Source organism: Helicobacter sp. 23-1046 (genome assembly GCF_053654635.1).
This window is the reverse complement of the sequence record NZ_JBSIUS010000001.1, coordinates 206,041-221,212: the sequence shown is the minus strand read 5'-3', so window position 1 is coordinate 221,212 and position 15,172 is coordinate 206,041. Positions and strand designations below refer to the sequence as shown.

14 protein-coding genes are annotated in these 15,172 nt (G+C 38.9%); all 14 read left to right on the top strand.

Features of this window, described 5'->3' with window-relative positions:
• The 14 genes from trpS (at nt 1) to ACWIUJ_RS01000 (ending at nt 15,113) form a co-directional block, all read left to right on the top strand.
• Nucleotides 1–984 (top strand): tryptophan--tRNA ligase, encoded by a 984-nt coding sequence (trpS, locus tag ACWIUJ_RS01065; protein WP_454152433.1) that lies wholly within the window; start codon nt 1–3, stop codon nt 982–984.
• Between the two features lie 46 nt (nt 985–1,030).
• Nucleotides 1,031–1,573 (top strand): hypothetical protein, encoded by a 543-nt coding sequence (locus ACWIUJ_RS01060; RefSeq protein WP_454152432.1) that lies wholly within the window; start codon nt 1,031–1,033, stop codon nt 1,571–1,573.
• Between the two features lie 61 nt (nt 1,574–1,634).
• Complete coding sequence (locus tag ACWIUJ_RS01055) at nt 1,635–2,324, top strand: Bax inhibitor-1/YccA family protein (protein ID WP_454152431.1); 690 nt, start codon at nt 1,635–1,637, stop codon at nt 2,322–2,324.
• Nucleotides 2,324–2,791: a thioredoxin-dependent thiol peroxidase gene (gene bcp / locus ACWIUJ_RS01050; RefSeq protein ID WP_454168383.1), complete on the top strand. Its 468-nt coding sequence runs from the start codon at nt 2,324–2,326 to the stop codon at nt 2,789–2,791. Before ACWIUJ_RS01055 ends, bcp begins: the two co-directional genes overlap by 1 nt.
• Nucleotides 2,792–2,930: 139 nt before the next feature.
• Complete coding sequence (locus tag ACWIUJ_RS01045; protein WP_454168381.1) at nt 2,931–3,380, top strand: hypothetical protein; 450 nt, start codon at nt 2,931–2,933, stop codon at nt 3,378–3,380.
• A gap of 330 nt (nt 3,381–3,710) precedes the next feature.
• Nucleotides 3,711–6,116, top strand: a complete 2,406-nt coding sequence (locus tag ACWIUJ_RS01040; RefSeq protein WP_454168379.1) for a TonB-dependent receptor domain-containing protein — start codon at nt 3,711–3,713, stop codon at nt 6,114–6,116.
• Nucleotides 6,117–6,297: 181 nt separating this feature from the next.
• Nucleotides 6,298–8,505 carry an NADP-dependent isocitrate dehydrogenase gene (locus ACWIUJ_RS01035; protein ID WP_454168377.1) on the top strand — a complete coding sequence of 736 codons (2,208 nt, stop codon included), beginning with the start codon at nt 6,298–6,300 and terminating at the stop codon, nt 8,503–8,505.
• 250 nt (nt 8,506–8,755) lie between these two features.
• Nucleotides 8,756–10,519 (top strand): DUF262 domain-containing protein, encoded by a 1,764-nt coding sequence (locus tag ACWIUJ_RS01030; RefSeq protein ID WP_454168375.1) that lies wholly within the window; start codon nt 8,756–8,758, stop codon nt 10,517–10,519.
• 99 nt (nt 10,520–10,618) lie between these two features.
• Nucleotides 10,619–10,768, top strand: coding sequence for a hypothetical protein (locus ACWIUJ_RS01025; protein ID WP_454168373.1), 150 nt, complete (start codon nt 10,619–10,621; stop codon nt 10,766–10,768).
• An 88-nt stretch (nt 10,769–10,856) separates the two neighbouring features.
• Nucleotides 10,857–10,979, top strand: a complete 123-nt coding sequence (locus tag ACWIUJ_RS01020) for a hypothetical protein (protein WP_454168371.1) — start codon at nt 10,857–10,859, stop codon at nt 10,977–10,979.
• A gap of 48 nt (nt 10,980–11,027) precedes the next feature.
• The gene (locus tag ACWIUJ_RS01015) at nt 11,028–11,276 is read left to right on the top strand and encodes a hypothetical protein (RefSeq protein WP_454168369.1); all 249 of its coding nucleotides are present in this window, start codon (nt 11,028–11,030) and stop codon (nt 11,274–11,276) included.
• A 1-nt stretch (nt 11,277) separates the two neighbouring features.
• A complete protein-coding gene (locus ACWIUJ_RS01010; RefSeq protein ID WP_454152424.1) occupies nt 11,278–11,733 on the top strand; it encodes a hypothetical protein in 456 nt (151 codons plus the stop codon).
• A 151-nt stretch (nt 11,734–11,884) separates the two neighbouring features.
• Nucleotides 11,885–12,892: a methionine ABC transporter ATP-binding protein gene (locus ACWIUJ_RS01005; protein ID WP_454168367.1), complete on the top strand. Its 1,008-nt coding sequence runs from the start codon at nt 11,885–11,887 to the stop codon at nt 12,890–12,892.
• Between the two features lie 67 nt (nt 12,893–12,959).
• Nucleotides 12,960–15,113 carry a TonB-dependent receptor plug domain-containing protein gene (locus ACWIUJ_RS01000; protein WP_454168365.1) on the top strand — a complete coding sequence of 718 codons (2,154 nt, stop codon included), beginning with the start codon at nt 12,960–12,962 and terminating at the stop codon, nt 15,111–15,113.
• Nucleotides 15,114–15,172 lie beyond the last annotated feature (59 nt).

Below are 15,172 nucleotides of genomic sequence, written 5' to 3'. Positions count from 1 at the left end.
ATGAGTAAAAAACGCGTTATATCAGGCATTCAGCCCACAGGCGACATTCATCTAGGGAACTATTTAGGAGCGATAAAGCATTGGGTAGATTCCCAAGAAATGTATGAAAACATCTTTTTTATCGCTAATTCGCATTCCATAACAATGCCCCAAAACCCAAAAGAATTGGAATCTAAAACTTACGCACTTGCTGCAATGTTGCTTGCCTGTGGGATTGATATAAATAAATCTATGCTTTTTGTTCAAAGCCAAATTGATGAGCACGCAGGGCTAGCGTGGATTTTAGATTGCAATATCCCAATGGGCGATATGAGCAGAATGACACAATTCAAAGATAAGAGTGCGAAAAGCAAGACCATTAGCGTTGGGTTATTTAACTACCCCGCACTTATGGCGGCGGATATTTTGCTTTATAATGCGGATTTTGTCCCTGTGGGTGAAGACCAAAAACAGCATTTAGAGCTTACGCGCGATGTGGCAGAGCGATTTAACCGCGACTTTGGAGAATGCTTTAAGATTCCAAACCCGCTTATCACAAAGGTTGGCGCACGGATAATGGGACTAGATGACCCACAAGTCAAAATGAGTAAATCACACAAGGGGGAAAACCACGCTATTTACTTGCTTGATAGCCCCGAAGTGATTACGCGTAAAATTAAAAAAGCTACGACAGATTCTCTAAGTGAAATAGTTTTTGACCAGTCGCGCGCTGGATTGTATAACTTGCTGTGTATGTATGAGATTTTTAGTAAATGCTCAAGAGAGCAAATTACGCAGGATTTCGCAGGCAAGGGATATGGTGTGCTTAAAAACGCGCTTAGTGAGCTCATTATAGAATCTCTACGCCCCATAAGAGAAAGCTACAATGCCCTCATAAAAGAACCCGCGCATATCAAGCAAATCCTCCAATCTAGCGCGGATAAAGTGCGCCCTATCGCACAAGCCACTTATACAAAAGCCAAAAAACTTGTGGGGTTAATCTAGTTTGATGTATAATACACTTTTAAATTTACATAACAAGGAGATTACGATGAAACATATCACACTGCCTGCGTTAAGCCTTTGCGTGCTTGGTGCATTGTTTTTTGGTGCTTGCACGCCAAAAGAGCCCACACTCCCAGAAGTAACAATCCCAACCTGCGAGAATCCTGTGCGTAGTATTGCTTTTGATGAAAAAAACATCACAGCCATTAGCGATGCACAAAAATACTACGCGCTTAATGATTTTAAAAATCTTGTAAAAGAGAGCTTAGAGCGTTCAAATTGTTTTGTGTTTGATTCTAAAAATGCAAAAGGAGTAGCAAAGATTGAAGTGAGCTATGCCCTTAGCCTCGCAAGCGGGACAAAGGACATAAATGTCATAAAAAGCGAAGACGAAGCTATTTTGGAATCTAAAGTTGTTATTAAGTTTGTGGAGGGGAATAAAACGCTTACCCAACACTCAAATGGCGAACTTAAAGTGAGAGTGGATAGATACTTTGGCTTTGATGAGGGGAAAAAACATATAGATGATGAAAAAATTAAGAATCTATTAAAGCAAAACATTGCCTTTATCATTAGGAATGCAAAATGACGCGTCATTTACAAAAATACATTACAATGACAGCGTAACTTTAATTATTAAGGAGTTAAAAATGGCTTTATATGATAGAAATTACACAGGAGTTGATGTCGGTGCAGTAGCTCAAGCGCGAGATTCTGCGTTGGTAAATTTTGTAAAAACCACTTACAAATTCTTTGGTGCGAGCTTGCTCATCGCTACAATCGGTGCACTTGTTGGGTTTATGAACTTTGAAATGGTCGTCCAAAATAGAATGGTGATTTTTATCGCAGAAATCGCAGCTCTCTTTGGGCTTATGTTTTCTCGCTCTAAGCCCGGACTTAATATTGCAATGCTCTTTGTTTTCACATTTCTTACAGGGCTTGCAATTACACCTTTGCTTGGCTTCGTGCTTATGGTAAATGGCTCAGCTGGTGTGGTATCAGCGTTTGCTATGACTACCATTATTTTTGGTGTGATGAGCATTTATGGCATTAAGACCAAACGAGATTTAGCAAGTATGGGCAAAATGCTTTTTATATCGCTTATTGTTGTGATGGTTTGCTCGATTGTGAATATTTTTGTTATGGATATGGGATTCCAAGCAATTATCGCGGGAGCTGCAGCGATATTGTTTAGTATGTATGTGGCGTATGATACACAAAACATCATTCGTGGATTATATTCTAGCCCTGTAGATGCTGCGATTTCGCTCTACCTTGATTTTTATAACATTTTTGTCTCGCTCCTCCAAATTTTTGGTATTCTTGGAAATAGAGACTAATGCCAACCCTTAAAGTTGGCAATCCTGCCCCAAGTTTCCGTGCGCTAGATTCTAATGGCGTCGAAGTTGGGCTTGATGATTTTGCTGGCAAAACCATTGTTTTATACTTTTATCCCAAAGACAATACACCCGGTTGCACAATAGAAGCGCAAGATTTCACAGCACTTTTATCGAGCTTTGAAGCACTTGGTTGTGTGGTAATTGGCATAAGCCCTGATAACCAAAACTCTCATCAAAAATTTATCAATCAAAAATCACTCAAACACATTTTACTTTGTGATGAGGACAAACGCGTAGCTACTGCCTATGGTGCGTATGGGGAAAAAATGATGTATGGTAAAAAAGTGCTAGGCATTATTCGCTCTACCTTTATCATTGATAGCAATGGTAATATTGCCAAAACTTACTACAATATCCGCGCCAAAGACCACGCCAAAAAGGTTTTAGACGATTTACAATCTTTATAACATCAAAAAAATAAATAATACTTATTGAAATCTTGCTATAATATGCTACAATACATTTTTTTATAGGTTAGAGGTTCTTGCTTAGGCAAGTAGTTTGGGTGCAAAGGCACGATTATATTCATTATATAAAGGAGAAATAATGAAAAAGGTTACATTGTTTGTATTGGCTGGCTTTATGGCTTTGTTTGTGGCTTGTGGCGATAAAGAAAAAAAAGATGAGAACGCTCCTGCTGCTGAAGTTGAAAAGGTATCTCTCCCAGAGTGCGATAGCCAAGAGGTAAAGGGCTTGTTGGCAAGTGCGCTAGCAGAGCAAGCAAGCAAAGATTTTGATGCTGTCGCAAGCGAAGCTGCAGAAGGTATCGATGTAGAAGCTATTAGAGCAACTGTGAGTGATGAAGCAAAAGTAGAAAAACTAAGCAACTTCATTACTATCGAAGCTCAAAAAATAGTAAAATGTGGAGCAAGCAACGAAGTTTTGGGTGGCATTACTTATAATGTTACACTTGATGATGCAAACACATTGGGACTTGACATAGTTTCATCAGAATTCCAAGAAAAAATCAAAGGTCTTCTCACAAACAAAGAATAAGACTCTTTTCCTAGTAGATTCTCATAAAATCTACTAGGATTATCTATCAAAACTTTTCTAATCCATTGCGCGCAATCGTTATTATTTTTATACATACAGCGTATAAAAATTGCACTTCTAAGCAATTATTAAGAATAAAACTTATACAATTCCATACATAATTCACAAGTCATTATCATTATTTTATTGTAATGATAATTTCAAACATACAAAATCAATCATTAAAAGGAGTAACAATGCAAACAAAAGCATTGATAAATGCTATATTAGCATTTATTTTTATAAATTCTGCCTTTGCTGAAGAAAGCAAAACCTTAGTAAAAAGCATTTATGGGGGGGGGGATATTAGATAATGCCTCACTCGTGCTCTCTCAAAACGATTTAGATTCTCCTAATTTACAATCTTATTCAACCCTTACGCCAACTTTACCAAAAGACAAAGTGCGATTAGAAAAATCAGTCGTTACAGCCAGCGGACACGAGCAAGAATACACGCTTGCACCTGCGAGTATTGGCGTAGTTACTCCACAAGAAATCGCTACGCGCCCTATCCGTGATTTAAGTGAAGCTATCCAAAATATCCCGGGAGTTTCATCTGAAGTAGCGACTTCTAATGTCGGTGGTTATGGAATCTCTATTCGTGGCTTACCCACGATATATACGCTAATCCTCATTGATGGCAAACGCGTAAATCCTGCCAATAGAGACGCGCTTATCCCAAATGCTGGGTTTGGCGATACTACTGCGAGTTTTATGCCTCCATTAAGCGCGATTGAAAGGATTGAAGTCATAAGGGGTCCCGCTTCTACGCTCTATGGCTCAGATGCACTAGGTGGCGTAGTAAATATCATCACCAAAAGATCCTATACCAAATGGGGCGCAAGCATAGGACTAGATTACACATTCCAAGAATCTAAATACTTTGGAGACACGCAAGGCGTTAATTTCTACACTGCAGGACCGCTAAATGACGCAAAAAATTGGGGATTAGCTCTGCGTGGTAGAGTAGCACATAAAAATCTGGTGCGCCCACATAATCTCACAAGTTTCCCTGATAATGCTGAAGGCACACGCGTAAAAATCGCTGGACTAACAGAGGGCGAACAATATAACATTGGTGCTAGGCTTAGCTGGGCACAAAACACATTACAACTCCCACAATCTATGCAAGATTCTGAATATACCCCTCAAGGTAATCCACTTAATAGCATTTATGTTGATGTAGATTATTATGGATTATTTAATGATAACTCGCTAGGAATGATAGGCAACCAAACGCCAAGCCCTACAACCAACGGATATTCCAAAGATTATAATATTCATCGCTTTAATGCCTTGCTTAACCACGATGGGCATTATATTTCGCGCTTTAGTGGAATCTTGCAAAGCCTGCATATCAATAATTCCTTACAATACAATCTTTTAACAAATCCAAATCGCTATTTAGCAGAAACTTTCTTTCCTGCTGGCACACCAAGTAATGCCAATGGGTTAAAACAAAATAATGGCGTAGTGCAAGGCGATAGCCGAGAGTTAAAAAATACAGACATAATCGCACAACACACAACTAATATGTTTTTTGCCTTTACGCAGAACTTGGGACTAAACGCTACTGCTGGAACAAACTACACTTACAACGCCTTTAACGACAGAGCAGCCCAAGCACTAGGACGAGAAGCATTGTTAGACCAGCACACAGGCACGATTTTTGGCGAGGGTGAGTTAATGCTCTATGATAGAGTATTTTTAACTGCTGGAGCACGAGTGAATTACAACTCACGCTATGGAATAAATCTAAGCCCCAGAATCTACCTTAGTGTCAATGCTATCGATGATTGGCTTGTAATTAAAGGGGGTGTATCTAGCGGATACCGTGCGCCAAATTTAAGCTACCTCTCAAATAGTGTGGTAAATATCAGCGGGCGTGGGCGCAACTACAACTACGGCAATGAGAATCTCAAGCCCGAAACTTCACTTAATTACGAACTCTCACTCATTAGCGATAATGACTATGTGGCTACAAGCCTCACGGGATTTTTTATTGACTTTAAAAACCGCATTGATAGATACCCTACAAACTTTGATGCCACTACTGCTGGAGTGCTTATGCCAAATGGTGTGTTGTGTAATCTCGCCAACCACCCGGGCACAAATAATAATGGACGATGCAATTTCTATGAGAATGTCTCACGCTCCCATCTCTACGGACTAGAAATCTCTGCAGAACTTAAACCTATAAGTGTGGGTTATGGAGACATAAGCCTAAAAACAGCCTATACACTTAATAAAAGCGAGATTGTAGAAGCAGAGGATAAAAGTGAAATAGGACTAAGCTTAGCAGATATTCCCCTGCATAACTTTAATGCAAGCCTGCATTATGATAGTAGGTATTTTGGCGCGTATTTTCGAGGGGAGGCAAAAAGTGGGATAAATCGCAACTTAATAGATTCTAATGCAAATCAAACCTTAACTAATAATTCCATTCGCACAAACGGCAATGGCGACTTTTACAAGCCCTACTATCTCTTACATTTAGGATTGTATATAAAGCCAAACAAAAATATAAAACTCAATTTTGCTGCGTATAATTTACTTGATTTTAACTTTGTAGATTATTTCTCTTATACCACTTATAGTGGCACTAATGGTGCGACACAAACGCCAACTTATGAAAACAACTACCACTTTATCCGTGAAGGTCGGCGATACTTTGTCTCTATGCAAATGGACTTTTAATGTATAGACATATTCTTGCAATGCTTAGAATCTAGCGTTGTAAGAATATGCCAAGCGACCTCCAATCTTCATACCAATGTGAGAAAATCTCACTAATACACACAAAAAGTAAAACAAATTTTGCCTTGAGTTAGAATTTTTGTTATATCCTAAAGATAAAATTTAACCCAAAGGACACACAATGAAAATCACATACACACTAACCGATGAATCCCCAGCCCTAGCGACTTATTCGTTTTTGCCTATCGCAAAAGCATTTTGCAACCACGCAGATATTGAGGTGGCTACGAGCGATATTTCGCTCTCCGCCCGTGTTTTAGCGCAATTCCCGCAAAATCTAAAGCCAAATCAACAAGTCGCTGACACGCTCGCAGAGCTAGGCAAACTTGTCCAAGAAAAAGACTGCAACTTAATAAAAACGCCCAATATTTCCGCTTCCATTCCGCAATTAAAAGCAACGATAAAAGAGCTACAAAATAAAGGCTATAATGTCCCAGAATTCCCCGATGAGCCCAAAGATGACACCCAAAAAGCAATCAAAGAAAAATACCAAAAAGTGCTAGGAAGCGCGGTAAATCCCGTGCTTCGCGCAGGCAACTCCGATAGGCGAAGCACAAAGGCAGTCAAAGACTACGCACGCAAAAACCCTTACCGCGTGATTCCCTTTGATAAAAGCTCCAAAACCATTGTGAGTTATATGAAAGATGGCGATTTTTTCGACAACGAAAAAGCGGTGCTTATCGCCAAGCCCACAAACGCTAAAATCATCTTTAAAGACGCAAATGGCACGACCACGACTTTAAAAGAAAATCTCAAATTAGAAAAAGATGAGATTTTGGACGCCACATTTATGGATAGCGCGAAGCTCTATGACTTTTATAAAGCACAAATTGAGGTTTGCAAAAAGCAAGATATTTTATTCTCCCTCCACCTCAAAGCCACGATGATGAAAGTAAGCGACCCTGTGCTGTTTGGCTACGCGGTAAAAGCGTATTTTGCCGAGATTTTTGAGCGATTTGGCGATGAGCTAAACGCGCTTGGTGTCAATGCAAATAACGGCGTGGCAGAGATTTTAAGCAAGATAGAATCAAGCCCTAAAAAAGCCCAAATCCTTGCGCTTTATAACGAAATCCTTGCAAAATCCGCCAAAATCTCAATGGTAAATTCTGACAAAGGCATCACAAATCTGCATATCCCAAGCGATGTGATTGTCGATGCCTCAATGCCCGCTATGCTAAAAAATGGCGCGAAATTGTGGGACAAAGATGGCAAAGAATGCGACACAAACGCGGTAATCCCTGATAAAACTTACGCTACGATTTATGAAGCCGTGATAGAGGATTTGCACGCTAATGGCACGCTAGAGCCTAGCAAACTAGGCAGTGTCAGCAATGTCGGGCTAATGGCAAAAAAGGCACAAGAATACGGCAGCCACGATAAAACTTTCATCGCGCCAAGCGATGGAGAGTTTAGCATAGTAGATGAGAGTGGCAACGCGCTTTTAAGCCACAAAGTGCGCAAGGGCGATATTTATCGTGCTAATCAAGCTAAAATTGACGCGGTGCTAAATTGGATAGATTTAGGTATTGAACGCGCCGAGCTCACGGGCGATAGAGCGATTTTTTGGCTTGATGAGAAGCGGGCGAGCAACAAAATAATGGCTGATATTGTGCGCAATCGCTTAAAAGAAAAGGGCAAATCTATGGAGATTTTAGCACCCAAAGAGGCGTGCTTAGAATCGCTAAAACTCATCCGCGCAGGCAAAAACGCCATAAGCATTACGGGCAATGTGTTGCGTGATTATCTTACCGATTTATTCCCGATTCTCGAATTAGGCACGAGTGCGAAAATGCTTTCAGTTGTGCCTATGCTAAATGGCGGGGCGATGTTTGAGACAGGTGCGGGAGGCAGTGCGCCAAAGCAAGTCGAGCAACTTGTGGAGGAAAATCACTTGCGCTGGGATAGTTTGGGCGAGTTTTTGGCATTGCAAGCAAGCCTAGAATTTTACGCACAGCGCAATACTAACGCTAAAGCAAAAGTCCTCTCACGCGCTCTAGATAGCGCAATCGGGCAATGGCTAGATAACAACAAAGCCCCCTCACGCAAAGTAGGCGAGGATGACAACCGCACAAGCCATTTTTATTTAGCGATGTATTTCGCACGCGCGTTGGCAAATCAAGGTGAAGATTCTGTGATTTCTAGCTTTTTTGGTGGAATCGCAGATGAGCTAGAATCTAGCGCAGAATCTATCCGCGCAGAATTTAACGGCGCACAAGGCGTTAAAGTGGATTTGGGCGGATACTACAAACTCAATGACGACAAATGCAACGCCATAATGCGCCCAAGCAAGGCATTTAACGCGATTATCGAAAAAATCGCTAAGAAATAGGCGCGTTGTTTCTTTGGTAATTTTGCGAGTTTGTGCGCACTCAACTATTCGATAGACTGTCTGTCTTATTTCATAGATTCGCGCTTGAAAACTCATAAAATTACCTAAAACTACTTCCGCGCCAAATCACTTTTGTATTGCAAAATCTGCAAATACTTCGATTGTTTTTGTGCAGTTTGACTATAATGCAGGGCAATGATTTTTGGTGTAAATATAACTAATGTAAAAATACAAATTTAAGGAGTAGAAAATGGCAGGATTTCAACCAGCAATAACAATCAACGAGGCAATGCAAAGAATACGAAATGACGAGTATTTGCTACCAGCCTTTCAAAGGGAATATGTGTGGGAGGGTTGGCAAATTGAGGAACTTTTCGATTCTTTGATGAGAGGCTATCCCATTAGCTCTATGCTTTTTTGGGAGGTTAGAGATGAGAGCAAGACAGCTTGGAGATTTTATCGCTTTTTAAAATTTTATAGAGAAAAGCATAATACCCATAATGAATTAGTCGATACAAGACAACATAAAGATTTTAAGGCTGTTTTGGACGGACAGCAACGCTTAACTTCTTTATATATAGCATTATTTGGACACTATGATGAGGGCATAAGAAAAACAAAATGGCAGAGCGAAAATGATGAGAGATGGTTTTATGTTTCTAATCTATATTTTAATCTTACTCAAAGCAGAGAGCCTGAAAACCCAAATGTAGAATACGAATTTTTGTGGTTAGACAAAAGAGAGACCGAAGAAAAAGACATACACATAGAAAAATATGAGGATAGAAATAAGCAAAAACAAGAGCAAAAGTGGTTTAAATGTAGTGCGATTTATAGCATAGGCGATATAAATGAGATAATAAATTTTTCTCAAAAGAACAATTTTACAGATGATGAGAGAAAAAGATTGTGTGATTTTCATACTCTAATTTTTAACACAAAAGATGAATCTAAAATCAATTTCTACCTTGAGACAGAGCAAAAGCCCGATAAAGCAGTAAATATTTTTATTCGCGTAAATTCAAATGGCGAGCCTTTGGATTATTCAGACATTTTGTTTAGTATAGCGATTGCAAATTGGGAAAAACTTGATGCAAGAACAGAAATCAATGATTTGGTTGATAGAATCAACCAAGATTTTAATGTAAAAAAAGATTTGATACTTAAAGGATTTTTATATCTCTTTCACAATAGTGTAAAATTTCAAATCAATAGTTTTGATAAAGATTTTATAAAGTCTATTGAAACGAAATGGGAGAGCATTAGGAATTGTTTTATTGAAACATTTAGATTATTAAGAACTTTTGGACTAGAAGCAAAAACACTATCATCAAATAACGCTATCCTGCCTATTTTGTATTTTATCTATCATAAAAATTTAACAGAACAAATTGTGGATTCTGTATCTCAAAAACAAAATAGAGAGCTGATTAAAAAGTGGCTTTTGCGGGCATTGATTTTAAGACCATTTGGTGGCAGTGGCGATACAGTGCTAACAAATATGCGAAAAGCATTTGTAAAAGACTTTAAGCAAAATGGCGAAAAGTATTTTGATGAAAGCACAGATACTTTTCCGCTTGAAGCAATCGAAAAAGAAGCAAAATATAGCCAAGTAGTTGATGATGAGTTTTTAGAAAATGAAATAATGTGGCGCAGAAAAGACAGTGCAGAAGCATTTGCAATCCTCTCATTTTTATATCCAAATTTGGACTACAAAAACAATGATTTTCATAAAGACCATTTACACCCAGAGATATTATGCAAAGATTTTGGGTTAGATATAAAATTGTATGATTCTTTACTAAATTTACAAATGCTTGATGCCAATGAAAATATGTCAAAGCAAGATAAATCATTAGAACTGTGGGTGCAAGAAAATTGTAAAAACGATAGAAAAGGGTTTTTGGAAAGACATTTAATCCCAGATCTTGATTTATCATTAGAAAATTTCAATGAATTTTTTGAGACAAGAAAAGTATTGTTAATTAAAAAACTAAAAGAAATTCTTAATTAAGTTAGTTTTTTGGTAAAAAAACTTTAAATTTTAAAATTTAAAGCCACATAAAAAGCAAAAACCAAAATCTAAATGCACTTTTTTTGCGTGGCAATTTTTATGCGTTTAGATTCTCTTAAATCACAATTTTTGCCCGCAAAATCCTACATAAACCCACGCAAAATCCTCCCAAAACTACCACATAAAAACTCTATCCAAATTATGAAAAATATAATCATTTTACTTGATAATAGCAAGAAATACTGCTAGTATTAAAAAGTTAATTTTAAAAGGTATTCTTATCAATGCTCTTAAAAATAGCGAAATCTTATATTTTACTTAAAATTAAGGATGGGCAATGAATAAACTTGTTGTAATATTTACTTTATGTGGCGTTGTTAGCATTGGCGGGATTTTTGCAAATAGCATTGACATTGAATCTGTGAATCCAAAATCCAGCACAGCACAAACTCTCTCGTAAAACGATATAGAGTTTCTCTTTGGCACGAGCAGCACAGGGAATCTCAATATGCGAGTTTTATCTAAAGAGGAGCTAGAGGAAACAAAGGGAATGTGGGCGCAGTTTGTTTATGGTGTAGCTGGAGGTTTTGTGTTGGGATTTGGAAAATATGCTGCCTATACTTATGAGGATTGGATTGCTGACCCTTACGCGACTTTTGATTGGAACGGTGCTTTTGATGCTGGTATAGAAGGCGCAATGGATGGGCTTATACTCGGCGGAATTTGGAAAGGTGGAAGTATATTAAAGGGGTTTTAAGATGAATAAACAATCAGTTAAAATTTTTGCAAAAGCGTTTTTTCCTGTGTTTATCTTTGCTTTTATCGGTATGCTTATTTTGTCCTATTTGGAGGCGTTTGTGGGCAGAATCTTTGAGATTGACTTTCTTATGAGACAAGGAGAGCGCAGGGGTTCGCTTGTTAGTAGTGCGCTTTTTATGGGCGTTTTTTTGGGGCTTGGAGGCGTGTATAATGAATATAAATTGCACCAAGAGAGCCAAGATAAACTAAAGCGCGTTGCAAAAGTCTTTGTGCCGCTATTTTTTGGGGTATTTCTTGTGCTGGCAATTCTACCATTTGTGGCGTTGAAATACATTGCATTTTTGGAGGAGTTTGCAAAATCGTGGCTAGAATTTGGGCTATTTTTTCCTGTTATCATCGCAAGTGCAAGCGCGTTTTTGCTACTTGCACTTGGGTATTTTAGAAAAACCAGCTAAGATTTTAGTATTTTAATCATTTGCAAAAACACAAAGACCCACACAATCCGCGCACTCATCGCACAATAAAACACACAAATCCTAAATCTTTCAAAAAATCCCCAAAAACTTGCTAAGATTCCACATTTATACAAAGCATAAAGGACAGAGTTTGATACATTTACAAAAGGTTACTAAAGTCTATCCAAATGGATTTTGTGCGATTAAAGATATTGATTTGGCGGTGGCAAAAGGCGAGATTATGGGCGTCATTGGCTACTCTGGAGCGGGGAAAAGCACGCTTATCCGCACGATAAATCGCTTAGAAGAACCCACAAGCGGGAGTGTGCATATTGATGGTGTGGATATGCTCGCGCTTAGCGATAGAGAGCTCCAAAAAATGCGCCGTAAAATTGGTATGATTTTTCAGCATTTTAACCTACTAAGCGCGCGTGATGTTTTTGGCAATGTGGCGTATGCGCTAGAAGTGGCGCATTGGAAAAAAAACGATATTAAGCCACGCGTGCTAGAGCTTTTAGCTCTCGTAGGTTTAGAGGATAAAGCACATTTCTACCCAAGTCAGCTTAGCGGTGGGCAAAAACAACGCGTAGCAATCGCGCGCGCATTAGCAAACCACCCAAAAGTCCTACTTTGCGATGAAGCCACAAGCGCACTTGATACCAAGACAACAGAATCTATCCTCGCTCTTATTAAAGATATTCAAAGCAAGCTCTCTCTTAGCGTGGTGCTTATCACTCACCAAATGCAAGTGGTGCAACAAATCTGCGATAAAGTCTGCGTGATTAGCAATGGAAAAATTGTAGAGCGTGGAAGCGTGGAGGAAATATTCGCTAATCCTAAAGAGGCAATCACAAAAGAGCTTATCGCCTTTTTACCAGAGGATACAAAAGAAGCACTCTTACATTTGCAAGATACCACCAATGTCTATCGCGTGCTTTTCACAGGTGCAAATGTCCAAAACCCGCTTATTAGCCAAATGGTTAAAAAATTTAATATTGATGTAAATATCATAAGTGGAAATATCGAAGCTGTGCAAAGCAGAGAAATCGGGCATTTGGTATTAAAATTTGTAGGCAAACAAGATGCGATTGCAGATTCAATCGCGTGGCTTCAAACACAGGGATTAAGTGTAAATGCGATAGATTCTAACTCTATATAAATATTGACATATTATATAAAGTTTATTATAATCCTCACACTACTTTGTAGTCTTAAGGAGGATTAGAATGGATACAAACATATTGTTTAATGGTCGTTGTGCGATTGCATTAGGCGTTTTTCTATTAGGGTGTGGGGTAATAAGTGCTAAGGACTTGGAATCTCGTGTAGATTCTCGCATACAAAACGCACAAAGTCCTCAAAACATAGAATCTCAACCCTCTGTTTTAGAAAAATTACTTGGCAAAAAACAAAACACTGATTCTAAAAGCTCTGTGATTTATGACTTAGGGCAAATCGAAGCCACAGCGGAGGCAAACTCGGCTGATTATAATGCTACGACATCTATCGTTGATTCCCAAGATATGCAAAACACTCTTTCAAACGATATGGGACGAGCTTTGCGCTTCACACCGGGTGTGTTTTATATGCCTAATGCTACGACAAAAGATACGATATATATACGCGGATTTAGTGAATACGAAATCGGCTACTATCTTGATGGGATTCCTGTGAATGATACCTTTCGCGGGAATGCAAGTAGTTACACCGATACAAGCGCATTTACCACTTTTGGACTAAGCGAAATCTCTGTATCAAAAGGCTATATTTCGCCGTCATTTGGTGCAGATATGCTCGGTGGAGCGATAAATATGGTAACTTCAAAACCAAAAGATGACTTAGAAATCGCCTTGCGCTATCAGTTTATCACGGATAACGAAAACCGCGCAGATGCTGCAATAGGACGCAATCTTGGCAAGACTTATTATCAGCTTACCTACTCTCAAATGGAACGAAAATCCCTACAATACTCGTATGATTATGGTGCGATGAACTCAAGGGATATACCAAATACCGCTAGACGCTCGCAGGTATTACGCGGAAAATACGGCTACCAGCCAGATGAAAACAATGAATACAGCCTAAACTTCCACTACCAAAATCAATCTTTTAATGGTGGATGGAATTTTGTGGATTATGATGCGACCACACTTTATGCTTTAGGAGATACAAAATTTAGCAAACTATTCTCACTCAACTCACGCGTGTATTATCATAGCAACCTTAATCAAACCATAGATTCTGCGAAATATGATGACTTCACCGCAGGACTTATTGAAACGGGTAAATTCAACTTCAGTGAGAATCAAAACCTAAAAATTGGGCTAAATCTCAAATACAACGACCACAAACGCCAAGATAATGGAGAGAATGATTTGCGAGGAGCATTTAAAACCCTAAATGCCTCCGCTTTTGCTGAATATGCGCTAAGACTTAATTCTGTGTTTCGTTTCGCTCTCTCTGCAAGCTATGATAGAAGCGATGAGCTCTACGCAATGGCAAAAATGAGAAATCAGGGGCAACCTACAACTTGGAGCGAGCCAAGACGCGAAGCAAAACTCCATATGCAAGGCTTTAGCCTACAAGGAATCCTCTATGCGACTTTGGGCGAACACACTCTATTGCACGCAAATATCGGCAAAAAGACAAATATACCCAATATGGCGACAATCCATTCTCATAACGCAGGTTGGGGGTTTAACGCACCAAGCTCTAACATCAGCCCAGAATCTGCGATAAATTATGAACTCGGCGCAGACTTTACTTGGGTAAGCGCACAAGTGGGTGCAAATGTATTTTACAACGATATAAATGCTATGCTTATTAGCGTGCAAACAGCCGATACAAGTTTGTGCGAAAAGGGAATCTTGGGGCAATCCACTTATTGCTTAATTTATAAAAATGCTGCAAGCGGGCATTCAATCGGTGGTGAAATCTATGCTAAAAAGAGTTTGTTTGATGATATACTCACTTTAGGACTTAATTGGAGCTATGTGCAAAGAAAAAGTTTCAACAGAAACCCTGATGGGAGTCTCACATATACAAGTGAATTTATCACACACCCCCGCCAGCTTATCAACTTCAATGTTCTCTTTGCTCCGCAAAAAGAATGGAATATAAGTTTTAATGGAAGCGTGCAAACTTCACGCTATGCTCAAATCAATGTAGGCTCACAACAAACCCCAATATATGATTATGCGTGGCTACCAAGCGTGGTATTTTTTGACATTGCGGGGAACTACTTCATCACAGATTCTTTGCGACTCTCTTTGGGTGCGTATAATTTACTTGATAAAAACTACAATTACAGCACGACTAACGCCACTGCTGGAGGATTACCCGGACGAAGATTGTTTGTAAGCCTTGATTGGAAATTTTAAGGATTATCTTTGGGAATCTTTAAGGGAGATTCCCATTTAAACAACCCTGTTATAATGCT

Excerpts from the sequence above, each read along its gene's own strand:
- trpS (WP_454152433.1), top strand. The coding sequence starts at position 1 with ATGAGTAAAAAACGCGTTATATCAGGCATTCAGCCCACAGGCGACATT.
- ACWIUJ_RS01060 (WP_454152432.1), top strand. The coding sequence starts at position 1,031 with ATGAAACATATCACACTGCCTGCGTTAAGCCTTTGCGTGCTTGGTGCA.
- ACWIUJ_RS01055 (WP_454152431.1), top strand. The coding sequence starts at position 1,635 with ATGGCTTTATATGATAGAAATTACACAGGAGTTGATGTCGGTGCAGTA.
- bcp (WP_454168383.1), top strand. The coding sequence starts at position 2,324 with ATGCCAACCCTTAAAGTTGGCAATCCTGCCCCAAGTTTCCGTGCGCTA.
- ACWIUJ_RS01045 (WP_454168381.1), top strand. The coding sequence starts at position 2,931 with ATGAAAAAGGTTACATTGTTTGTATTGGCTGGCTTTATGGCTTTGTTT.
- ACWIUJ_RS01040 (WP_454168379.1), top strand. The coding sequence starts at position 3,711 with ATGGGGGGGGGGATATTAGATAATGCCTCACTCGTGCTCTCTCAAAAC.
- ACWIUJ_RS01035 (WP_454168377.1), top strand. The coding sequence starts at position 6,298 with ATGAAAATCACATACACACTAACCGATGAATCCCCAGCCCTAGCGACT.
- ACWIUJ_RS01030 (WP_454168375.1), top strand. The coding sequence starts at position 8,756 with ATGGCAGGATTTCAACCAGCAATAACAATCAACGAGGCAATGCAAAGA.
- ACWIUJ_RS01025 (WP_454168373.1), top strand. The coding sequence starts at position 10,619 with ATGCGTTTAGATTCTCTTAAATCACAATTTTTGCCCGCAAAATCCTAC.
- ACWIUJ_RS01020 (WP_454168371.1), top strand. The coding sequence starts at position 10,857 with ATGAATAAACTTGTTGTAATATTTACTTTATGTGGCGTTGTTAGCATT.
- ACWIUJ_RS01015 (WP_454168369.1), top strand. The coding sequence starts at position 11,028 with ATGCGAGTTTTATCTAAAGAGGAGCTAGAGGAAACAAAGGGAATGTGG.
- ACWIUJ_RS01010 (WP_454152424.1), top strand. The coding sequence starts at position 11,278 with ATGAATAAACAATCAGTTAAAATTTTTGCAAAAGCGTTTTTTCCTGTG.
- ACWIUJ_RS01000 (WP_454168365.1), top strand. The coding sequence starts at position 12,960 with ATGGATACAAACATATTGTTTAATGGTCGTTGTGCGATTGCATTAGGC.